This window comes from Pseudomonas sp. S1(2024), assembly GCF_046557535.1.
This window is the reverse complement of record NZ_JBKGFP010000001.1, coordinates 104,219-126,658: the sequence shown is the minus strand read 5'-3', so window position 1 is coordinate 126,658 and position 22,440 is coordinate 104,219. Positions and strand designations below refer to the sequence as shown.

Genomic DNA, 22,440 nt, shown 5'->3' with positions numbered 1-22,440 from the left:
TTATCCTGGCATCACAATATACGCAATAATCGAGATGCTACAAACCGAGATCCTGGCTCAGCGAAGCTTCCAGCATTTGCTCCTGGGTAAGGGCATGGGTATAGGCCCTCAAATGCCCGCCCGCCGCTACCAGTTTGCGTCCTAGTCCGAGGTGGGCTTCGCTGGTTGTCATTTGCGCCAACGTCTCAGGGGTCGCGCAGTGGGCGGCATACCACCGCTGAGCTTTGTCTAGTGACAACACCGCCAGCCCACTCAGATCGAATTCGTAGCTTTTCGAGAGATGATGGTAGAAGCTGTAGGCGTGAAACTTTTCCTCCTGGGTGAGGATGCGCGGCCCCTTCACCGTTTCCCAGGCCGCCAGCGTGTCGCGCTCATTGCCCTTGGGGGGGAAGTGCTGGAGCAGTACATCCATCAGCAGTGCGTGCAAACGAACCGTTGCGCAGTCCGAATCCTGGAGCAGATCCAGCGCGAAATAGGCCGCGCCGAGCGCTTCGAGACGATCGCTTGCTATCTGGCCACGAACATGTCTTCCAAACACCACGGCTTCGAGTTTTTCTGGAGAAACGGTGTGCGTGCTGAGCAACCCGGAAAGCCTGAACGCGGTTTTTTTCGCACTCTCGAAGCTGAGCAAACGGTCGAACAGCGCGTCGTTGTACTCAACGCTTTGAGATGCGCTCAACGCCCTGGTGAACTCACGGGTTGACTTGGTGACGATGGGAACCGGATCGATCAGGGCGTGATCGATGAGCCTCAGCCGCAATGGCTCGTCGGCCATGATACGCGCCAGCACATAATTTTCACCTGTGGTGTGAAAGCTCAAGGCTCCGAAACTCATCACCAGCGATGCATCCGAAAAGGGCGTGGTGGACTCACCCAAGTGTTTCAATATTCGATCGGTGAGCTCCGGGTAACCATCACGATCAGAGGCACTACGCAGATCATCTCTGACCTGTTTGATCCAGTCTTTCATCGTCACAACCCCAGATCCGCTTCAAGCTGATAGGTTCTGATAGCCTCCGGCACCACATTCAGCAGTTCCTGCAGGTCGAATTTCCCCGAATCCCGCGCATACTGGAAATCATTGACGGTTCTGACCAAGGAGCCGATGTCTGTGGTTGAGAGCAGCGCGTTGTCGGTCAGGTTCCGGAACAGGATGTTGGCAACCATGGGCGATTCAATATGATCCTGCAGCCTGCCCATGAGTTCGACAGTGGTGGCCGTTTTCATTTGCTCTGGCTTCAAGGCCTTTGGCAGCAGGGCGCACACGCTTCGGGCCAACGGCCTAGGCTCATCTGGACTGCACGTGCGCGCCAGGTGCAAGGCCCATTCTCGACGATCACCGTCCTTCAGCGAGATGACGCCCTTGCCGACAAATTTCCGAGCTTCGAACTCGACAATCCTGGCGAGGTATTCGTGATCATAGTCAGCAGTCCCCTGGCAGAGGGACAGAATCGCCTTGTCAGGCTTGCCCTGGGCAAATTGGGCATCGATGACTTCTCGATTGCGCTGGCGCATGACGTCACTGGAAACGCCCAGGGACTGCAGCAGCTTGTAATTGAATTCGAAGCACCCTGGGTACCTGGCGCCTGGCACGGCGTGCTCGCCAGGGTTGTAGGTCATGAAGCTTTCCAGCAGCAGCGTCCGTGCGTCTGGCACCAGCTTCAGAATCAGCTCATAGCAAGCCCCCAGAAATTTTTCCGTCTGGTTGTGCCTGACCTGTTTCGCCCTATCGTCCTGCGCGCTGGCATCATCCACCTGTATCAGGAGTTGCTTCACCCGCATGCCGTAGAAATGCTCGATGCCCTCCGGGCGGGTTGCGGCCTCGGCGAGCAACAGGTGACAGGCCGCGTTGATCGAGTCGGCTAGGAAACACCCGTCCGGCTTGTAGTGAGCAACCACGATTGCCTGTGCAATGATTGGAGACTCGGTTTCGATCATCGCTGCGACCAGGTAGTGGTCAATGTTCTTGTCCCGAAGCTCGGCTGGATCGCGGCCAATGGGCGTGCGCAGCAAGTTCTCAGCGGCGGCATAGTCACATGTGACCAGGGTGGTGCGCAGATCGGAATTCACAGACCCAACTCCTGCTCATCACGCTTGAGATGGCTGCGATCAGGCGCCAGGCTTCTCAGCACAGCCCCGGCATTCAAGCCCACCGACATTTCTTCAAGCTCCTGGTAGGTCAGGTCTTTGCAGTCGCGCCCTACAATGCCCGCAATCTCATCGCGACTGCCGTAGTAGATGAAGGTGTGGTCGACGACCTCCCGTCCGTGGGTAACCGGGGCTTTCTGGTAAATGCCGGTAGCCAGGGCTTCATACACCGCATGCTCGGACTCAAGCTCCTCGCCTTTCTTGCGATAGGTGTACTCATGCGTGGTCAGCATGACGGATTCACCACGTTCGAAAGCCCTTTCGATGGCTTTGCACAGTCGAGCGATGGCGGCGGTTCTGGTGGTTTGTCGTGGCTGCATGGTTCTCTCCGGTCGGATTAGAGTCCGTGTTAAAGCCCTATGTCGTGTTCCAGTCGTCCGGCTTGCACGGTTTCAGGGGCATGTGGCAAAAGGTCGAGCAGCTTGAAGTTGCTGTGACGGACGGCAAAATCAAGCTCCTTGTTGGTGTTCAATCGTGGGCCGATCTGTTCGGCTGTCAGAATATTGCGCCTGTAGAGAGCGGCCAGGCGCGCAGAGTTGGAGGGGCAGGTGTGAGCGACAAAATCAAGCAGCAAGTCACCTCCAGACCTGCCAGGGAGCAAGGCCGGATCCATGCCGGCAATGGCCTTCATGCACTGGCCGATCTCCTCCACCTGGTCAACCTGCGCATTGGCGATCAAAGCATCACCCAAGACGCGCAGGTGGTTGTTGTTGCTCTGCTGCATCATTACCCTGGTTTCATTGGGCTTGTAGAAGTGCTCGGCCACCTTGGTCAGGTAGGCCATGTCGAACTCAGGTTGTCCTGAGAGCAGCAAGACCAACTGCGGATCCGCAGCGCCTTGAGCAAGCTGTACGTCCAAGACCTCTCGCGCCCGATCACGGATGAGCTGATTATCAAGCCCAATGTAATTCATGATGACCAGCATTTTGCCATCGATCAGCCCCAGGCTTTGGGACATGGATGTCAGATCCATCGGGTCATAGGACAGGAAGTTGTCGCGGATCCACTGCCTGGACTCAGGAGCTTTTTGGAACAACGTGCGGTACAACAGTCGAGTCAAGTGCTCCCGCACCGACCCGCCAGGGTTGGTACTGGTGAAGTGATTAAGCTCGTCGTACAAGGTGCGCCCACAATCCACCGGAAACTGTTCGGCTGCGTCCGAGCTTTTGTATAGCGTCGTGGTGATATCGACTGTTTGGTTCAGCAGTCGAATCGACAGGCTTTCGGGCGCCAGTTGCAGCAGCCTGAGCACTGCCTTGGCGATGATCGGGGTTCTACGTTCCAGGAGTGCGCTGGCAATGTACTCAGCCTTATCAACTTCATAGATGTGCGCGACAGCACCCTCGAAGTTCTGCTCGAATACCCATTCAATGTCTGGGTAGAAGAGCTTCTCAATCGCGGCGTCCAGACGGGTTGCATATCGGAAAGGGGGTAGGGTCATGACGGCCTCACTGTTTGATTCAGTATTCCCTTTGCATTGCACCAGGGTCAAGCGCGAGAGGGTTATGAGCCGTTCGTTGGGCACCAAGGGTTTACGAACGGCGACCAGGATGGCGGTGATCGTTACATCACGGTTACCGCTCATCCATCCAAATCGAGAGCGCTTGCTTCTCAACAACTCGCTTTGGATGGATATTGTGCTTCAGGATTGAGGTCATTCCTGAAGGACAATGGATTGCCTTAAGAAAAACGAACATAGGTCTGTCACCTCCCGACATCAGTGTCGTGTTGCCCACCTCATTTTCACCAAGGCTGCCCTAACCATGTCTCCACGCAGATCGGCGACAAGATCTCCGGCATTATCGAACAGCAAGACATGAGGGAGATTCACGGCGCCCAATTGCCGTTGGCGTCCTTGATGTCCGTTGCAGCATTTTCCTCGCGTAACGAGGTGGCCGCCCCGGTGATCGGCAAGCTCCATAAGTTAATTCGAGCCACATACCGATAGGTCAAATCCGCTATAATTTTTTGCCCCATTCTCGATTGCTGAATCCACAACGTTCCAAGCACCGTCCGATCTGCATATTTGGCGATATTCGGCACCACGAGAATCACTGACGATGCGAGTACCGCCAATCGGCTGGGTTGCGCCCGCATAGCTTGCCCCACTGACACTACAGCCTCCTATGCGCCAGCCCTGGAGGCCGACTGGATCATCCATCTTGCAGCTACTGGCTGCTGATGGATCAACCCACAAGCCAGCATCACACGACAAAAGCTTGCCAGTCGAAGTCCGAGCAACCAAGCCGTTGGAGGGGCAGGGGGTGTTTTTGATTGCAATGCCATTGACCTGCAGAAATTCATTGAAAGTGCCCCTTCCAGCCAAAACTAGGCCGTTAAGATATGTGCTATTGCTGGGATCTACATAGAATGATGTGTTATTTGCATCATAATAAATTTGAGCACTCATGGCACCATTGGCTGTTACATCTACTTGTGATCCAACAGAACCCTGGGCGTAAACTCCACCACCCGCTAAGACATTACTAGTGGACTGAATATTTTTCGCGATGACATCGCCGTTAGCTGCTCGAATATTACCTTGATTAACAAGAATCCCGTCGCCGCCTTTCACACTCTGCACCATTAACTTTCCGAGAATGGTTTGATCTGCATCGACGATGACTTGCGCGGCAGTCGTTTCATTGGCACCCCCTGCAACACCTAGGTAAAGCGCCTGAGCAGCAAGACTTTCTATTCTCGACAGATTGCGTATGATGCGCATGGATTGTGGAGAATCGGAACTGAAAGTCAGATTATTATTCATGGTGTTGCTACCATCTGTTCTCAGCCAGGCATCCTCAGATCCGTTATTACTGGCCACCATTGTGACGATGGCGGTATCTGGCTCTGACTGGAAGCTGCCATTAGTTGCAGCTGACACGGGCGTTCGGGTGTCATACATCCCTGCCGCAGCCGTAATAGCAGCTACTGCCGAAAGATCTGACCGCAAGCTTCCAGCGAGTTTGAATGGGCTGGTTTGTGTGGTGAGTGTGGTAGTCAGGTTTGGAGGTGCTCCAACACTCACCACAGTTGTGCTAATGCTAATTTCCCCAAACCCCAATGGCTTGAGAGTGGTGAGTTCCGGGAAATCACATGGTAGGTAGGCCACAGCACTCAGCCCGCCAACACAGGATGTCGATTTGAGCCAGGCTGTACCGATTTTTTGCGCGCCGCTGGCGCCGATATTGTTAGAAAGCCACGATCGTGCCGCGTTATTGTATTGAAAAAAATAGTTCCCTACGACCCTGGCTTTCTGTATCTCCAAATCAGCCTGTCTTTCATTAAGGGCGAGGATCGTTCCGACAGCCATTAAACCAATAACCAAAATCAATTCGAGAAGCGTGACACCAAACTGTCGGAAGCGCATTGCCAAACCCTTATCTTTTTTCAAATGATACCATGGCAAAGACAAGTGAGAATCCTCGTCACGATATTTCGAGTAAAGGCTTTATTGGGCGATGGCTTGTAAGCTAGACGCACCAAGGGATTGGCGTTATTGTGAACTTTTTATGAAATTTGTTTTTGTGACTTAGTTCGGATTGCTTCACTTTAGATGGCCCTCACATCAAGCAGGATTGAATGCTTCGCTGAGTGAAACCTTTCGCTCGTGGTAGATCTTGGATGGTAACAAAGAGGTCGCGCTTTAGAGCAAAAGCCACGAATATGCCGCATAAGTCCTCCGGCGCGATGCCTAGTCGCGCTAAGGCCCTGAAGTCTGTGAAGAACCTCGACGATTACAGAATCAACCTAAAGTGGGGAGCGTGAAGGACACTTCCTAGCCACACTTCAGTTGGAAACAACCACGGTGAGAGCCGGTCGCCCCTTGCGGGCAAGATGCCCAGGGGCAATGGGGGCGTGTCTGGACACCTCGAATTCGATACCTTCCTTGGTTTCCCCGGAAAAACACGATTCCACAGCCTCCGCTGGAAAGCTCACGGACGTGTGCACGCCGCTGAACGAGGCGTAGAACGAAATCACCCCCGTCTCCACATTGATCGAAAGCCCCTGCACGCATTTCGGGGAAATATTGAAGCGCATGCGATCTGCCTGGCTGGCGAACTGAGTCGGTGCACGAACACCTGGGTAGTCAGTGCGCACAACCAGGTTAGGGCTTTGGTTCAGTGAGAGAATCCACTCGTAGAGCGCCCTGATCGAGAATACCTTGAAACTGGGCGAAGGTGTGTTCATGTAGAAGCGCCTTATTGCGCCACCAGGTACGCAAAGGATGCGAGGCTGTGGCTATCCGTTATCTGGCCAGTACTTACCAGCACTTTGAGCTCATTTTTGCTGACTTCCCTGGTGTTTGCAACTTCACCATCGGTTGCCTCGGCCACGCGGATGGCATTGCGGATGACATACAGGTCGATGTGGCTGGCCAGCAGGGAGTTGTTGGTGTGCAGTTTGCCCAGCAGTTGCGGTGCATCGCCGGCATAGCCGGTTTCTTCCAGTAGCTCGCGGGTGGCGGTCTGCGCGGTGTCCTCACCTGGATCGCGGGCGCCACGTGGGAACTCCAGGGACGTTTGGTTGATGGCGGGGCGGAAGTGCTCGACCATCAGGTAGTTGCCGTTGGCCAACTGGGGGACAATGACAGCGCCATTGCATTCGTTTTGTTCGGTGACGACAAAGTGACGATTACGCAATTCGACGCTGAAGTACTTGTTGCTGTAGAGGATATCTGGCATGGCGAGGCTCCTGTGGAAGTATACTGAGTATACCTTAAAGGGCCCCGTCATTCAAAGACCCAGATCACTTTCCAGGTGGCTTGCCTGCTGGGCTGGCGTCATTTTTTCAACCAGTCGGAGCGGGTTGTCATGGTCACCGACCAGGGCTGCGACCTCCTCCATGGAAAGTGCAACATGCTCCGAGGCCTGGTCGAGCATGTCATGGGCCACCATTCGCAACAGTCGCCCTGGATCGAGGTCGCGGAAAGTTCTGAGCAGGCTATCCGCAGGGAAGGCAAGCAATGGCTCTGCTTCGCCTTGCGAGGCGAATTTAAGATCCCGCGCCACAGCCATATTCAGATAGTCGCGCAGTGTCTGCTTGAAAATCTCCAGTGACGGGGTCTTGCCATCCACCTGCAAACCAATCCCGTGAGGGTTCATGAGACTGGGTTTTCCCAGCGTGACCGTAACACCGCCGTGATCAAATTGCGCAGACACCGCCGCAGGCGGTACCGTGTGGGCAACCATCGCTTCCAGTGCATAACTGACCACCTTGTAGGCCTGGAAGAAGCGGTCATGACCGGTCTTTTCGAGGAAATACGCTGGTTGCCTCTCAATCGCCAGCGGCGCTGCCCAGGGCATGCTGTTTTTCCAGTCGAACTCAGAAAAGACAGCATCGATGACAGCCCTACTCACGCCGTCTGGCATCCCCTCTGGGATCAGCATTAGGAAACTGGCCTCGACCATGGCGCGGCTCTTTTCCCAATTACCAGGGTTGAACACCCCGCGAGTGGGCAGAGCATGGCAAGCGCCAAAGGTCAGCATCTTCTCTTGCTCAGCCGGCGCCATGTCTTGGTACAAGGCGGCCAATTGCGCTGGCATAGGGCTCATCAGCCACGCCAAATGCGGTCGGTCTTCCTGCTCGATGCCAATGACACGCGACACCCTGTCCAACAGGGTCTCGGGATCTGGCTCAAGCCCACGCTCGACCATGGCGCGAATGGCGGCAAAAGGCATCTCATAGGCCGCCCGAAGCTCTGCAGTCACATAGTCGTCCCACTCCAGGTGGTTGACAAACTCCTGGTGTTCTTCGAGCCATGACAACATCAGTGGCGAAGCCTTGGGGTGCAGATACAGCCCCCAATTCAGATCAGGCCTTAGGCCTTTTTCCTGCATGTGAGGTACGCAGTTCGACAGGTACTGCAGGATGACACGCTCGTCGTTCGTGGTCTTCACATGATCCATGAGGGTACAAATCAGGTCGCAATGGTAGAGTGAGAAATAGGTCGAGCAGCCGACGTCATCATCGCTCCAAGCGAGCGCGTCCAGGCCCAGGCGCCCATCGTACTGCTCCAGGATCTTCATTCTGAGCGCAGCGTCCTGGTCAGTGAGCAGCCCAAACACCGATTGGCTTTCACACTTCATATAGGCTGCTGAGCGCTCTTTGACAAGCTCCAGGAAGGTGATGCCTTGCTGTTGGAGGGCACCAACAGCAGCGGGATCGTCCGTTAGCAATTGACGCAAGCAGGGGATGAAGGTTTCAATCTCCATCTTGGCCATGAACGGGACGAAACGCATGCTTTCCCGCTGGGTGCGGATCATCAGGCACCGCATGAGGTCAGCCACATCGCAGTAGTCACCTGTGACGCTCAAAGATGCAAGACGTTCGTGTCCACTGCTCAGATTGATCTTCTGTTTCAGATTCTGAAAAAAACGCAGCAAGGGAGTCATTGGTGAGTCTGCCTGATGAAGAAAATACGTTAGCAAAATGGCCTGTTGATCACAAACCCAGGTCTCTTTCGAGCACGGCAGCCTGCTGCCCTGGGGTCATTTTCTCAATGACCGCATGAGGGAAATCGACTCCGGTGAGTAAAGGCTTGAGGCTCTTCAAGCTCAAGGCAACCTGCACACCCGTCTTATCAAGAAGGTCGTGAATCACCAGGTTCAGGCAGTCCTTCTCCTTCACGCTCTGGAAGTAGTCCTTGAGCACAGCCTTGATCGGGCGGGGCTTCGATCCGACCTGCCCGCGCTGGACAACCTCAAACGCCATCGCCCGCTGCACGGTGAGATCGAGTGCTGTCCTGATGGTGTCAAACAGCGTCTCAAGGTTGACCAGGGCGCCTTGGTGTTTGAGCAGAATGCCCTGGCCATTCCGGGTTGATTGCTGACCGATGGTGATCGACACATCGCCGTGCGCAAGCTCGGGTTCCGGGCGCTCAGGAACCGAGGTATACGCGCTGATTGCCTTCACCGTTTTGACAATGAGCCGGAAGGCGTCCTGAGCATCCAGTTTGGCCAGCTGATCCAGAAAATACGCCGGCTGGGCCTGCACAATCAGGGGTGACCACCAGGAGCTTTCCTCAGAGTTTCGGCGCGCCACGTCATAGTCAATCGCCGCTCGGGCAAAGCGCTCTGACAGGCCTGCCTGGGCGATGCTCAAAAAACAGCCTTCCACCATGCCTCGTTTGAGCTCGCTCTGCCCAGGCACATAGGAACCGGGCAGCGGCAGGCGGTTTTTGAAACCAAACAGCAACAGCTCCTGTTGCTCGTCTGCATCCAGGGTGTCGTACATCGCCTTGAAGGCCGCTGGATCAGGGCATAGCAACCAGCCCAGCTTTACCTGATCCTGGGCGGAGACGTCGAGTGCCTGTGCGATACGCTCAACAGCCTGGCGGACATCCACGGCAACGCCCCTGGACATCAAGAAGGCAAGGGTGGCCGCAGGTCGAGCGTAGGCGTTTTTAAGCGCGGCGCTGATCAGCGGGCTGTCCGTCATCAGGGTGTTTGCTCGCTGGTTCGCCGGAATCCAGGCTTGGATGTAAGGGGTGGCATTGGGGTGCAGGTACACACCCCAGTTGATTTCCGGAGTGTGCCCAGTGGCGCGGCAGCTCGCCAGGTAGTCAATGACAGCCTGTTCGTCAGCATCGTCCTGTACCGCGTCCATGATCTTCACGATCAAATCTGTGTGGTAACCTTCTTCGTTGGTCGAGTACCCCAGCTTATGGGCACTAAACATCATCGAGTTCAGGCCCTGGCGGGCATCGTAGTGCTCCCAGAATGCCGCCTTCAGCGTTTGATAGGAATCGACAAGATGTGCGTACAGCGAGCGTCCAGGGGTAAGCTGGTCGAAAAAGGTGGTTTGTGCCGCTCGTTCCAGAAAGGATAAGCCGTACGCCTGCAATTCGGGAATGGCTTCTGGGGCGTTCAACACCAGGGCTCTCAGGAAACTCATTGTGCAACTCGCAGCCTCCATTTTTTCTTTCGGAATGAACCGAGGCTCACTCGGCGGGTATTCCAGGAGCATGCATTTGATCAGGTCGGCTGCATCGCGGTAGCCACCCTGTTCAACACAGTGCAGGGCGTCGCCGCCACCCTTTTGAAATTCAATGCTGGCACGCACGCCAGAGAAAAATACCTGAAGCGGAGTCATGCCACTACGAGCTGCGTCAGCTTGCTTCCATTCTATGGTTTGGGGTGGGATTAATGCTTGGTGCAGGCTCATGATGCAATTCCGCAGTCAGTTTTCTTCATGATACCGACCCCCGGCAAATCAATTCACCCCTAAATGCAAAAAAACACGCCCGAAGGCGTGCTTTTCGTTCGGCCAGAGCCGCAATTACTTGTCGAAGATCGTGTAGGGCAGTGCCCGTTTGTGCCGGGTGGCCTGGTAGGCCGTCAGAATGATGTCCTGAGCACGCTCACTGACCTCATGCCCCAGCAGGAATGCGTCGATCTCTTGGTAGGTGACACCGTAGGCGTCTTCATCGGCTTTTTGTGGCAACAGATCTTCGAGATCCGCTGTAGGGGTCTTGAAGACCAGTCGCTCCGGCGCTCCGAGGGTCGTGGCCATTTCCCGCACTTGACCCTTGACCAAACCTGACAGCGGGACGATGTCGCAGCCCCCGTCACCAAACTTGGTATAGTACCCGAAGACACATTCACTGGCGTGGTCGCTGCCGATCACCAGGCCTTTGTGTCGACCTGCTACAGCATATTGGGCAATCATGCGTTGCCGCGCTTTGACGTTGCCTTTGACGAAGTCCTGCTCGGCATCACTGGCAAAGGCCTCGCTCGCCAGCAGCGTTTCCATCATGCCATCGGTGGCGGGCTTGATGTTCACGGTCAGGGTGACGTCCGGCTTGATGAAGGCCAGACAAGCCTGGGCATCGGCCTCATCCTTCTGCTCGCCGTAAGGCAGGCGCATGGCGATGAAGCGGGCGTCGTAGCCTGCCTGGCGCAGCTCAGTCGCCGCTTGCTGGGCCAGGGTGCCGGCAACGAGGGAGTCGACGCCCCCGCTGATGCCAAGCACCAGGGCTTTGAGGCCGCTGCGAGTCAGCTGCTGCTTGATGAAGTCCACGCGTTGGCGAATTTCGTCTGCGGCGGGTAGGGCCCGGACATTCAGTTCGCGGATGATGTTTTCACGTTCAGTATTCATGGCGACCCCTTACTCTTTCACTTTGAAGACGTTTTTGAGGTAATTCAGAAACTCGGGTGACTCGCACTGGCTCTTGCCGGGCTCGTCAGAAATTTTCGCGACTGGCTGGCCTTGGCAGGACACCATCTTCATGACGATGCTCAGCGGCTTCACGCCCTCGACCCCGTTGGTGAGGTCGGTGCCAATGCCGAAGGAGACATTGATGCGACCCCGGAAGTGACGCAGGATCCGAAGGGCACGATCACCCAGGTTCAGGCCGTCGCTGAAGATCAGGGTCTTGGTGCGCGGGTCAATGCGCATCGATTCGTAGTGGGCGATCAGGCGGTCGCCCCAGACCAATGGGTCACCAGAATCGTGGCGCAAGCCATCGAACAGCTTGGCGTAATACAGGTCGAAGTCGGCGATGAAGGCATCGAGGTTGATGACATCCGTGAGGCAAACGCCGGCTTCGCCACGGTATTCTCTGATCCAGCCGTCCAAGGCTGCTTTTTGGCTGTCGATCAGGCGCGGGCCCACTTGCTGGTGGCCCTGCAGCCACTCGTGGGCCATCGTCCCTGACACCTTGATGCCCAGTTCGCGGGCCAGGTGCACGTTGCTGGTGCCAACAAATACCCCAGGGAAGTCATGCGCCATGGTTTTGACGACTTCCTCCTGGGCGTTGAAGGAGATACGGCGGCGGGTGCCAAAATCCGCAACCTTGAAGACCTGGAGTTCTTCCGGTGTGGCATTGGCGGTGAGCCATTCGAACTTCTTGTACAGGCTCTCCCTGACCTGTTGCAGCGACAGTTCGGGGTATTTGTGCCGGTTGCGAATCTCACTGACGATGGCCAGAATCTTGATCTCGAAGCCGCTGACCGCCACCCAGGGGCCGCGTGCGCGGATTTCCAGCTGGCCATTGGCCTGCCCCACCTTGACGAAGCTCGGGTCGAGGCGGAAATTGCCCAGGTAGTTGATGTAGTCGGGCTTCAGGAACGGAATGCCGCGCAGGTGACGCAGCATATCCTGCGTGCTGTGCAGCTCCTGAAGCTGTTCGACGGCCTGGCGGATCTCACCGATGTAAGGCGTCAGATCCTCGTCCGAACGCACGCGCAGGGCCCATTCGGTGTCGGCGGCAGGGTAGGAGTGGTGGATGGCCTGACCCATGGTCAGCTTGTAGAAGTCGTCGTCGTAAGGCGAGCGGACGATGGGCTTGCTGGTGTCGAATACGCTTTCCATGATCAATTCCTTTCGCTGAGTTCTTTGACGGTTTCGACGATCTCGACGCCGGCTGCGAGCATGGCCTGGGTGGCCGCTGCGGCGGATTCGTCGGCGATCGCTCGGCAGGCTTCTCGAACCACGATGACTTCGAAACCGGCCTTGGCCAGTTGAATGGCGGTGTCCTTGACACAGAAGTCGAAGGCCAGGCCACCGACGATGACGCGCTCGATGCCCTCCACTTTCAGCACTTCAATCACCCCTGTGCTGAGTCGTTCCGACACGTCGTGATAGCAGGCGCCGAAGGGATGCAGGCCGGGCTCCAGGCCCTTAAACACAAAGGCTTGGTAGTCTTGTGGCTTGGGCAGGCCGTCAAGCAGTTCGAAGCCCTCGGTGCCCACCACGCAGTGGCTGGGCCAGTACAGCGGGGCTTCAGCAAGGCCGGTGGGAGTCGCCATCAGGGCGCGATCGGCGCTGGCCCAGGCAGGGGCGGGGCCATGTGCATCCTTGGAGCCTACGCGGAAACGGCCCAGGTCGGCCATGGCATTGAGTACCGGGGCAAGGGTCTCCCCCCCCGGCACAGGCAATTCCTTGGGGCAAATGTTCGTGAACCCTTTTTGGGCATCAACGTCAAAGGTGGCTGTCTTGTTTTTCATCGTCATTGTCTCCTGACCATGGGGACAATGTACACCTGGTATACTTAATGCGCAAGCGCTTTCGTATACCGAGTATATGGAAGCTAGCAGTGGTCGAATGAGGAGGGTTTCTTGCCGGGCATTGGCAGGCGCTGGAAGTCTTGGCCTTGAGACTGCATCAGGGTTTTGAAAACATAGGCATTGATCGCGATACCATTGCCAGCGCGCTGGGTCAGGTCTACACCCAACGCTTCATACTCCAGGGTCATTTCCCGTGCAGGCAGCAAGCCGATCTCCACCTGACCCAGGCGCAAGGAAACCAGGGCTAGCAGGTGATCCGGAAAGGTGGTCAGATGCCGCAAGCGGTTGCCGTAGTATCCGTGCTCCCGATCATAGAATCCGAAGGTACGTGGCTGGGCAATGCCGGTTCTGCAGAATTTCAGCAGATCGGCAAGGGTCTCCTCCTTCTCTTGTCGAGCGCCCGACCAGTCCCACGAATCGGTGTAGTAGCTGAACAAGCTGATCATGTTGGAGCTGGGATTCAGCAGCGGGGAAGGCGGGCTTGCTGTCAGGGTGTGCTTCACGCGTGCATTGCTGAAGGGGTAGCGGCGTTGGCGGATGCGCCCCGCGACAAACCGGGTGACATCGGCGAAGCTGTTGAGCTTGCTATAATCAAGGCCAACCAGCTGTGGCATCGAGCAGAGAAAGGATCCATTCACCAGCAGCGTGGCGTGGCCATCCATGTCATGGTGGTGCGAGCAGAGTATGCCCTGCTTCGTACGGCCATCCCCCAGTTCGATATAGGAACCGGCATCGGTCGCCACTGGCTCGAAATGGCGAGGGATTTCGTCGTTGCGACTGGCCATTCGACCTAGGGCCGACGTGATGTCGGAGGTGACTTTGTGAAGCATGTCATGACGCACAGCCATGATTACCTGGGCGCCCATGCCGCCTCCTGCGCTTGAACGGCGTTTTTTGCAACCAAATCCAGGCCCAGCCCACCAGACAAGGCCCTGATCTTGGCGCGATCCATGAGGCGGTTTCTGTGCCCTGATTGGAACTGTTGGCTGATGATCGCCACCTGATGCTCAGGAGAAACCTCCAGCGGCGCGTAGGCCAGAGGAATTACGGAGAAAGCCCCGCGTGACATGGTCACCAGCACGGACGTATCGGCATTGAAGGTGCCCAGCGACTCGATTCTGAAGTCCCTGTCATTGATGCCCTTGTTGGCCTGGCCCGTTCGACAGTGCTGAAGAATGTGCGCCATCAGGTCGGGCTTTTTTTCCAGGTCATGGCAATAGTCGGTCTTGAAACCGAAGACGGTGAACGCAGAGCGAACTGCATTTTTCTGCAGCGCCTGGGTTGAAGGCTGAAGCCTTTGGTCAGGGTGGTCTTTGACCAGGGAGCGCAGGGCTTTAAGTGCCAGTTCAGGTGGATAGGCCGAGGCATAGGAAGGGGTCGGGCGATGCTTGACCAGATTGAGCCCCCAAGGCATTAGGGTCAACCACTGGTTCGAGACCAGCAGGTCACAGTGATCCTCCGAATGGTGGTACTGACTGCAGGCCACCCCCGAGAGTGCTGAAATGTGCGTAAAGCCGCTCTCCCAGCAGGCCTCTGCCTGATAGGTCTTGACCTGATTATCAGGTTCACTCATCAGGCCGGAGAGGTCTTGAAACCGATCCGTGCTGATCGTGTGCATTAGGTCATGCCGGACGCTGAAAGTCACCAAATTGCCCATACTGGACTCCTTTTCTGCATTCAGCGTACCACGGGGCAGCGATGGCTTTCTATTGTTTGCCTTTCTTGAAGAAGCGGGTGAAGAAGCCCTCGAACCTGGGGCTCTGCGTAGTCTTCACCACCTTGCCGCAGCCGTACTGACGCTCAAATTCCAGCACCATGCCCAGCAAGGCGGGGCTGTGCTTCATCAGCATTGCCTCGGACTGGCTGCGGATATCCTCAGGAATGCCGTACAGGGGCTCGGCAACCGAGCCGGCGATTGCGAGCAGGGTGTCTACATCACCCCCTGCGTGCAGTCCCAAGCGCATCGTCTCTTCGAAACTGTCTGCTTGAAACACGCAGGCCAGCGCCACGGGCACAGTGCCTTGGCAGGTGGGGGTGAAGGTGTACTCTTCGTGCAGGACGTCGAAATCAAAGACTGTCTGATACTCGAACCACTCCTCGATTGCCAGGCGGATCGACTCCTTGTCCATGCCGGTTCGGGCCATGAAAATGGCCGAGGCGATGGCCTGGGCGCCCTTTATGCCTTCGGGGTGCATGTGGGTCACACTGGCACTTTGATGGGCTTCCATCATGGTGCGCTGGATGCTGTCGAATGCCCAGCCAATCGGCCCCACCCGCATGGCCGATCCATTGCCGTAACTGCCATTGGGTGTGCAATAGTTGGGGGACACCAAAGCCCATTCATTGAACGATCCGCCGTAGCCATAGGTGGGGTAGGCTCTGCAGTATTTTCGGTACATGTCGGCATAATGCTGATTGCGCAGAATGCTTTCTGCCGTGGCGACACTCAGGATGCTGTCATCGGTAATGGTGGAATCGGCCAGAAAAAGTTCAGTGTCGCGGTCTTTTTCGTCGCGAAACTCCCAGTAACTGCCAATAATGTCGCCTGCAATAGCACCAATCATGATTTTTTTACCTTTGTTGTTTTTATGGCGAGGCGCCTGGGCCTCGTAGTAATTATTTGAAGGATACGAATATGGATAACTTAAATCAAACCAATATTTACTAAATTCGTCTGACTGCTTCAGAAATTCTCGGGGATTGATTTGTCCTGCTTGTTGGCCCGAGGTGCTCCCAGGTACTATTTCGGCATACGTCGATTAACGGTGAGCACAATCATGTCGGCATGCCCCCAGGTACTCAAATCATTGCTGGAAGACTTCAGGGACTCGGTCGCACAAGAGACCGATGGCAAGTGGGTGCTGACTGCAAAAGCGTCTGAGTTTGTCGTCGCCAAAGCCCCCGTGTATCGACCCATGATTGCCGCCTGGTTTGCCGAAGGGGGCAAGGCGCTGGATTTTGAATTCTATAACCTGCTCAACATCCTCAATGATGTTAATCCAACTCAGAATTTGCCCTCGGTAAATTTCTGCTTCGCCCTGATCGCCGGGCAATTGGTCAACGCCGCCACCCCGAAAGAAGTGATTGCGGCCATCACCGGGCATTTCGACAAGGAGTTGTCCTGCGGTCTTTCCATCGCGGGCGTGGAGATACGCCAGCACCTGGGTGAAAACCACCCCCTGTTGATACAAGACCTGCGCACCGATGCGCTGGATCTCAAGGCGCGACGGGGCTGGCTGGATGCCAACGGACTGTGGGGGCGCCACCTGATGGAGTATGCGCTGAAGTATGACGATGCCGGCGCTGCTGAGGTCTACATCCAGCACGCCAGCAGTGAGAACCTGCTGTCGCACCTGTATGTGGCGCCAGTGGGCAAGTGCCCGGCCATCCGGATGTTGCTGCTTGGCCAGGAAGAGGCAATGCCGGAAGAACTGTTGCGACGCCTGGAGATGGCCCTTTCCAATACTGATCCAGATCCAAAGCGCCTTCAGGCCCTCGATTTCGATCCGCGCATTTCGCCTGAATTCATCCGTGACAACGCCGAGCGCCTGCAGGGGATCATGAATGCCTTCACTGGGTGGGGTATGGACAATGCCGTTACCCGCAAAATGCTGCTGTGTCTGGACGATGCCGGCTTTGAGTGGAGCGACTACCTGGCAGACCTAACGCTGAAGACTCGCCTTTCTACGCACATGGAGGCAATGAATCCCATCAAGGTGGCGATGGTACGGTGCCTGGAGGCCATGGGCGATCGCCCGCAGCTCGCCGGCATCTTCGCCTGCCTGTCACGGCAACTCAAGCCGATCAAGCTGCTCCAGCACATTAAGGGGCATGACGCACTGCTGCTCAGGGCCTATCAGTGCAGCGGGGATCAGGGTTTCCTACGTTGTGTGTCCAACCCTGACCTGCTGGATGATACATTGACGGAAGACCTGGGACTTTGATCACAAGCCCAGATCAAGTTCAAGCAGCATGGAACGCCCGACTTCATTGACGATTTCCAGGTGGTTGTGATTCAGAACCCCGATGGAAATCAGCTTTTGGCATTGGATGGGTTCAAGCTTGGCCAGAGCGTTCGCGAAGCCTTTGGGGTCAGACGCCAACGCCACCTTCAGCTGTTTTACACCACGCGGGACGTTGGGTGAGTGACTGACCAGATCCACCAAAAACTTCGCCTGCGCAGCATGCGGAAGCAATGGAAAAACGCCAGTTGCTCGCCAGTTGTAACCGGCTTGTAACGCCAGATCTTCCGTGCCTGACACCGCACCGCCCAGCAGACCGATGGCCATGGGGTTAAAATGCGCCCCTGCTTCGATCGCCTTGTTGACATCACTGAAGCAGCAGGCGTGAATCCGAGCCAGGGCTGGATCATTGCATTCTATCAAGGGGTCAAGCAACTCGCGGTAGCACGCTGGAAAGGTCAGGGGGTGTTGGCTCTGCGCCAACACGCGAACGATGTTCAGCCTTACTGTTTTTGGTGCCAATTCCATTGCCATATGCCCGGCAAGAAGGGGGTGCTGATACAGACTCAGGATATCCTGGAACCTTTCGGGGGCGAGGGTTTGAGTCAACTCTAGAGCCTGTTCAAGGGCCGCAGAGAAACATGCCACGTTGATATTGTCGCCAATGAGCATTACCCCGGCATGCGCGGCTTGCTCCAGGGAGCCTAGCGGGTCGAGCAGCACCCTGAAGGGAAGGAGGCCAAGCAACAGCGTTTGGCGAATAGGCAATGCCAACACCGCGTCGGCAAAGTCCAGACGTTGACTGTCATTGAGCGCTTGAAGCAGGGCGGCGGGCTTGAAGGCCTGGCCGTCGAGTATCAAGGAGCTGGCCCGCATGTACGCCTGGGCAGTCTGAGCAGTGAACTCGACCGGCTGGTTGACGCGGTAGCGGACATCTTTGGTGAGCGGGTATTCGTACATACGGATTCTCCTTTGCTCCATTATTGCAGCAATACGCCAAGATTTGCTTGAAAAAATCGGCGCTCGGTACAATGGGGAAATACCGGAGATGCTGCATGACCCCTACAATCAATCCCTACCTTGCCTACAGTGTTCGACGCAAGCTTCGCACCCGATATCCCAGAGAAGTGCTGGATCCTGGCTTGCTCATGGCTGTATCTGCGCGGGCACTTGACCAGTTTCTGCGCATCATGCAGGTGCGGGCGTACGATATCCTCATCCAGGATGCCGCGCATTTTGAATCACTGCACCGCAAAGCCTGCGTTGACATGCGGGGCTATGTGGATGACTTGATTGTCACCAAGCTGGATGTGCTGGCCACCGAATCGGCGACCAACTATCTGGCTAACCAGTTGCACCGGTCACAACACCACAAGGACTACGACTGGCCAGATCCGCAGACCTTCAAGGAGTTTGTGGATGCGCTGTCAGAGGAGGATAAAACGGCGTTCTCGCAGTTATTGAAAGCCTTCACCGGCAATGATTGCGCCACGGTTTTTGAGCTCCCGCATGCGGACTGGCAAACACCCCATACGATTGATGAGTTCAAGGAAGCTGTGCTGATCTTGGGCAGAAAGTTCGTACCCTTGGAAAATGGCGATAGCATTCGGATCGACCGTTTTGCCCAGCGGTATGTGATCGAGGAGTACTCGCAACGCGAGCGAGAGGACGAAGGCGGCTTTCAGACAAGCAATCACCTCCGCATTGTCGGCACAGCGGGTACCCTTGCCGGGGCGATCGAAGTTGCCGAGCGCTCAATTGAGCGCATTGCGCCATTTCTCAGCGACGTGGCCACCCCCTGGGGCAGTCCGTTCCCTTATCGCTACAAAATCATCGCCACGAACAGCAATAGACCGGTGCTGCAGGCCAACATCGAGTTTTCCAGCCGGCGCACACCGGAGGGGTTTGTCCTCACCCCACACAATGAATGGGAAGCCCCCCTGACAGCCCTTGAATGCGCCCAGGTGCAGCTTGAGATTGAAACGGTGGAGAAGGAGATCACTGGCGCTACCCATTCGAAGTCTGGCTACGATCACCTGAACAATCGATTGAGCACCCTGAGGAATCGGTTGCCAGCCCCTGGCCACACACCTGAAACCATCAGTACCACTTTGCGTCAAACGCTGCATCTGCTCGGGAAAGAACAGGCTCTGGCCACGCTCTTGGAAGTGGACATGGGCCTTTGATCGCTTTGCATTTAAATTGATACGGGCTTGTGGAACCCGGCATACTGGAAACATCCAGGAGAATAGTCATGCAGCCGAAAATCAGCCCGTACCATTTCCGCGTGATCACCCAGCGCTTTGTATTGAGTGATCCTGAGCCGAATATGCCGGACGCCTGGGTCAACGACATTCCGCGCCCGGTAATGGATCGCTTCATTCGCCTCCTTCAGCCATGCATTGGCAAGGAGCAGGTCAAGAACCTGGCACACCTGGAGGCGCTGCGTGACAAGCGCATTGCCCAGTATGAAGAAGACCGCTTGGCGGGTGAGGACTACGAGGGCTGGGATCGCGAGGTGCAGTCAGTGACCAACTTCCTTCACCTTGCGCTCGGAAGCGTTCGCTATGGGGATGGCGTAGACTGGCAAGGTTTCTCCGATTTTGTTCAGGCGCTTGAACCCAGGACGCGCAGCAAAGTCGATACCTTGTTGAACTGCTTCATTGGCATTCCCTCGTCGCAATTGCTGGCACCGGCCTCGAAGTGGTACCTGTCGCCCACCAAAATCAACGAGCTCGAAAGTGGCCGTGATATTCTGGGTCGATTGTTCGTGCCGAAAGATGAAGGCAGATGGATACGCGCCGATCGGGTGGTGCAAGCGTTCGGCGTGCTGATGCATAGCGCTGAGACGGAGTGGGATGATGAGGAATATCGCGAGTACACCACCATCAGAAGGCATGTGATTGGCACCACGGCCACCCTGGCAGGTGCATTCGAGATTGCCGAGCAAGCCGTAGCGCAAGTCCAGGTTCGCTATGATGACCACGGGGTGACAATCGGTGGTGGGCGCCCAATGCCCTTCAAAGTGCAGATTTTTGAGGGCACAGATTCCTGGATTAATCGGCAGCCGATCATTGCAGCGGATATCACCCCGGATAAGTCTCAGGCTGGCCAACCCAGGATCGACACGGCCAGGGCCCGCTGGATCGAGCCTTACAGTGAGGCTGAATGCGCGGCGGCGACCATCAAGCTTGAACAGTTGCGCAAAGAACGCGCTGAAAATTCACTGGCCGATAACTACAGCACCTGCAAACAGCTGACCCAGGAAATGGAACTGATCCAGTCCCGCTTCCCGTTGGAGGGCCACCCTGGCCATGAGGTCATGGATACTCTACGGCGCACGCTGGTGGTCATAGGGGCACAGAAATCTCTCACAGGGTTGCTGGAGGCTGATCTTGGCTTGTAGGCTCGCCCTCGGCCACGTATCTTCCCCCCATGCGTCGACCTCGGTACCACCAGCCAAAGACCTTAGCACCATGCCAGCACTGATAGAAAAACTCGACCCTTACCACTACCGGTACTACTCCGAGAAATTGGAGCAATACCGCTCGATCCTGAGGTATGACAGGGAGGGGGTCGACGCGCCTTTGCTGAGCTTGAAAAGCGCTGATCAGGCGAAGCTGTTTTCAGTGCTTGGCCTCGATTTCAAGTCGCTCAGGATCCGCGATCTCGGCGATTTGCGACACATCCAGTCACGCCATGATGATGACTTGTTCAAGCCTGCGGCGAAGGTTACTGTGCTTGCAGCCTCGGATGACATACCGCCTCTGGCTGCTGAGGCGCCCCAAGCGCCCATCACCCCGGCGCAGTACCCGACACCTGAAGCTGAAGAAACGCTCACCTCCAGGCCAGGTTTCTTGAAAGCCCTGCAAGGGCTATTCACATTCAGCAAGGACAAGTCGGTTTCTGTCGATGCCCAGCTCCCGCAAGAACCTGGCGCGGAATCCGCCCAACCCTTGACAGCTTCCACCCCAAAGTTCCGCCCCCAGGAAATGGATTCGATGCTGGCGAGAAAGTCGCTGACTGGCATACTGGCCTACGCCCTGGAGCGACGTGAACCAACGATCGACTGGCAGAGCTTGCTTGATTTCTATAACCAAGCCAGTCCAACGGCGCAGGTATCGCTAGACAGACTTTTCAAGCTCCTGACCGACTGCAGCATCCCTGAGCTGCTTACACCACCAGGCTTGGAATGGGGGAGACCGTGTCAGATCAGCGAAGGGGCATCCCGCAAAGACATCATGGGTCGCACCTACATTGAAAACGAGAACCAGCATTGGCTGCGAGAAGATCGCTACATCCAGCGCTACTTCGTGTACGCCACGCTGGAGGAGCATAGAAAAAACAATTCTGTTGATCGCGTGAACAATGGGATGACTCTTGATTTGACCAAACATCGATTTGTAGAGCGCATTCAACTGGTCGGCACCACGGGCTCGCTCGAAGGCGCCATTGAGGTGGCCCTGCTGGTAAGCAGGCAGCTTCCCAATCAGCAGCATGAGGGCGCTCAGTGGGCCGCAGCCATGAACATCTATGAGGGGCCTTTGATCACCCGGAGCGATCCAGCCCTGCTCTCGGCGGAGATCCAACACGAGCAGGTCGATCTGGCTGACAGCACCGTGATCGAGTCCAGGCTCAATTGGCAACGTCCAGATAACCCGAGCATGGACAAGCTGCTGATGGATACCCTGGCCATACTGGGGAACGAAGAGTCGTTGGCCGGGTTCCTGGAAGATGATCTGAACCTTTAATACAAGTCTGCACGGTATGAGAAATTGAACTCGTCCAGGCAATACGGGGAATCATCGCTCACGATTGCTTTGGTGCTCACGACCGAGCAGAACACGATCAAAGCGATGAGAAGCGACCAGGCCCATTTGTGAAGACAAAGCTCATGCCACAAGGCTTTGAAACCAATGGCGAAGTGAATGATCGCGTGAAAGATGACCAAAAACCCAAGGGTGACAAGAAAGACCGGTTCTCCAGCGATCCATAAGCCTCGATACACTGAGGCCACCAGCCAGGCAATAGTAGCAACCAATAAGAAAAGCCAAGTGGGAAATGCCATTAGGGCCAATGGAACATTTGCCAGGTAGCGCTCTCGGCGATCGAAGGCTTCATTCACCCTCGCTACAACGCTGGCCTGATATTCTTCGCCTTCGGATCCTGACTCCAGCTGACATTCAGCAAAACCCAGCGCGCTACCCTTGAGCAATACAAGCTCCTGGCGACGGGCCTTCTGCATGGCCTCGATCTTCGCTTGAACAGCGGGGTGCAGCGCGACGCTTTCAACCCCCGGTAGTCGAGTGTTCATTTCTGAC

The 22,440-nt window shown here is 56.1% G+C and carries 21 protein-coding genes; 4 read left to right on the top strand and 17 right to left on the bottom strand.

All coding sequences use genetic code 11. The features are described from left to right. Window positions 1-37: 37 nt before the first annotated feature. The 15 genes from ACLCGK_RS00675 to ACLCGK_RS00605 form a co-directional block, all read right to left on the bottom strand. Window positions 38-970 carry a hypothetical protein gene (locus ACLCGK_RS00675; RefSeq protein WP_410950847.1) on the bottom strand — a complete coding sequence of 311 codons (933 nt, stop codon included), beginning with the start codon at window positions 968-970 and terminating at the stop codon, window positions 38-40. Window positions 971-972: 2 nt separating this feature from the next. Continuing rightward, window positions 973-2,070 carry a hypothetical protein gene (locus ACLCGK_RS00670; protein ID WP_410950846.1) on the bottom strand — a complete coding sequence of 366 codons (1,098 nt, stop codon included), beginning with the start codon at window positions 2,068-2,070 and terminating at the stop codon, window positions 973-975. Further along, a complete protein-coding gene (locus ACLCGK_RS00665; RefSeq protein ID WP_410950845.1) occupies window positions 2,067-2,468 on the bottom strand; it encodes a hypothetical protein in 402 nt (133 codons plus the stop codon). Before ACLCGK_RS00665 ends, ACLCGK_RS00670 begins: the two co-directional genes overlap by 4 nt. A gap of 29 nt (window positions 2,469-2,497) precedes the next feature. Next, window positions 2,498-3,733, bottom strand: a complete 1,236-nt coding sequence (locus ACLCGK_RS00660) for a hypothetical protein (protein WP_410950844.1) — start codon at window positions 3,731-3,733, stop codon at window positions 2,498-2,500. Between the two features lie 339 nt (window positions 3,734-4,072). Then, window positions 4,073-5,563, bottom strand: coding sequence for a hypothetical protein (locus ACLCGK_RS00655; protein ID WP_410950843.1), 1,491 nt, complete (start codon window positions 5,561-5,563; stop codon window positions 4,073-4,075). A gap of 374 nt (window positions 5,564-5,937) precedes the next feature. Then, entirely contained in the window at window positions 5,938-6,339 is a 402-nt protein-coding gene (locus ACLCGK_RS00650; RefSeq protein WP_410950842.1) for a ClpXP protease specificity-enhancing factor SspB, read from the bottom strand. An 11-nt stretch (window positions 6,340-6,350) separates the two neighbouring features. Then, on the bottom strand, window positions 6,351-6,833 hold the full coding sequence (locus ACLCGK_RS00645) for an NUDIX hydrolase (RefSeq protein ID WP_410950841.1): 483 nt from the start codon (window positions 6,831-6,833) through the stop codon (window positions 6,351-6,353). Between the two features lie 51 nt (window positions 6,834-6,884). Further along, window positions 6,885-8,543 carry a hypothetical protein gene (locus ACLCGK_RS00640; RefSeq protein ID WP_410950840.1) on the bottom strand — a complete coding sequence of 553 codons (1,659 nt, stop codon included), beginning with the start codon at window positions 8,541-8,543 and terminating at the stop codon, window positions 6,885-6,887. A gap of 49 nt (window positions 8,544-8,592) precedes the next feature. Continuing rightward, entirely contained in the window at window positions 8,593-10,314 is a 1,722-nt protein-coding gene (locus tag ACLCGK_RS00635; protein WP_410950839.1) for a hypothetical protein, read from the bottom strand. A 114-nt stretch (window positions 10,315-10,428) separates the two neighbouring features. Continuing rightward, complete coding sequence (gene nadE, locus ACLCGK_RS00630; protein ID WP_410950838.1) at window positions 10,429-11,247, bottom strand: ammonia-dependent NAD(+) synthetase; 819 nt, start codon at window positions 11,245-11,247, stop codon at window positions 10,429-10,431. A gap of 9 nt (window positions 11,248-11,256) precedes the next feature. Continuing rightward, window positions 11,257-12,465, bottom strand: a complete 1,209-nt coding sequence (pncB, locus tag ACLCGK_RS00625; protein WP_410951275.1) for a nicotinate phosphoribosyltransferase — start codon at window positions 12,463-12,465, stop codon at window positions 11,257-11,259. Next, window positions 12,465-13,103 (bottom strand): isochorismatase family protein, encoded by a 639-nt coding sequence (locus ACLCGK_RS00620; RefSeq protein WP_410950837.1) that lies wholly within the window; start codon window positions 13,101-13,103, stop codon window positions 12,465-12,467. The genes pncB and ACLCGK_RS00620 overlap by 1 nt, the downstream gene beginning before the upstream one ends. 77 nt (window positions 13,104-13,180) lie before the next feature. Next, entirely contained in the window at window positions 13,181-14,023 is an 843-nt protein-coding gene (locus ACLCGK_RS00615; protein ID WP_410950836.1) for a hypothetical protein, read from the bottom strand. Then, a complete protein-coding gene (locus ACLCGK_RS00610) occupies window positions 14,008-14,814 on the bottom strand; it encodes a hypothetical protein (RefSeq protein WP_410950835.1) in 807 nt (268 codons plus the stop codon). Before ACLCGK_RS00610 ends, ACLCGK_RS00615 begins: the two co-directional genes overlap by 16 nt. A gap of 49 nt (window positions 14,815-14,863) precedes the next feature. Continuing rightward, the gene (locus ACLCGK_RS00605) at window positions 14,864-15,721 is read right to left on the bottom strand and encodes an ADP-ribosylglycohydrolase family protein (RefSeq protein ID WP_410950834.1); all 858 of its coding nucleotides are present in this window, start codon (window positions 15,719-15,721) and stop codon (window positions 14,864-14,866) included. Window positions 15,722-15,964: 243 nt separating this feature from the next. Here ACLCGK_RS00605 and ACLCGK_RS00600 point away from each other — a divergent pair, with 243 nt between their 5' ends. Continuing rightward, a complete protein-coding gene (locus tag ACLCGK_RS00600) occupies window positions 15,965-17,101 on the top strand; it encodes a hypothetical protein (protein WP_410950833.1) in 1,137 nt (378 codons plus the stop codon). On the opposite strand, the gene ACLCGK_RS00595 is transcribed toward ACLCGK_RS00600, so the two are convergent. Next, entirely contained in the window at window positions 17,102-18,079 is a 978-nt protein-coding gene (locus ACLCGK_RS00595) for a hypothetical protein (protein WP_410951276.1), read from the bottom strand. A 95-nt stretch (window positions 18,080-18,174) separates the two neighbouring features. Between ACLCGK_RS00595 and ACLCGK_RS00590 the strand changes: the two genes are divergently transcribed. The 3 genes from ACLCGK_RS00590 to ACLCGK_RS00580 all read left to right on the top strand — a co-directional run bounded on the left by ACLCGK_RS00590 (window position 18,175) and on the right by ACLCGK_RS00580 (window position 21,870). Continuing rightward, window positions 18,175-19,305 (top strand): hypothetical protein, encoded by a 1,131-nt coding sequence (locus ACLCGK_RS00590; protein ID WP_410950832.1) that lies wholly within the window; start codon window positions 18,175-18,177, stop codon window positions 19,303-19,305. A 68-nt stretch (window positions 19,306-19,373) separates the two neighbouring features. Next, window positions 19,374-20,525 (top strand): hypothetical protein, encoded by a 1,152-nt coding sequence (locus tag ACLCGK_RS00585; RefSeq protein WP_410950831.1) that lies wholly within the window; start codon window positions 19,374-19,376, stop codon window positions 20,523-20,525. Between the two features lie 70 nt (window positions 20,526-20,595). Next, complete coding sequence (locus ACLCGK_RS00580; protein WP_410950830.1) at window positions 20,596-21,870, top strand: hypothetical protein; 1,275 nt, start codon at window positions 20,596-20,598, stop codon at window positions 21,868-21,870. Here the strand turns inward: ACLCGK_RS00580 and ACLCGK_RS00575 are convergent. Continuing rightward, complete coding sequence (locus ACLCGK_RS00575; protein ID WP_410950829.1) at window positions 21,867-22,433, bottom strand: hypothetical protein; 567 nt, start codon at window positions 22,431-22,433, stop codon at window positions 21,867-21,869. The two genes, ACLCGK_RS00580 and ACLCGK_RS00575, sit on opposite strands and share 4 nt — an antisense overlap. Between the last annotated feature and the right edge of the window lie 7 nt (window positions 22,434-22,440).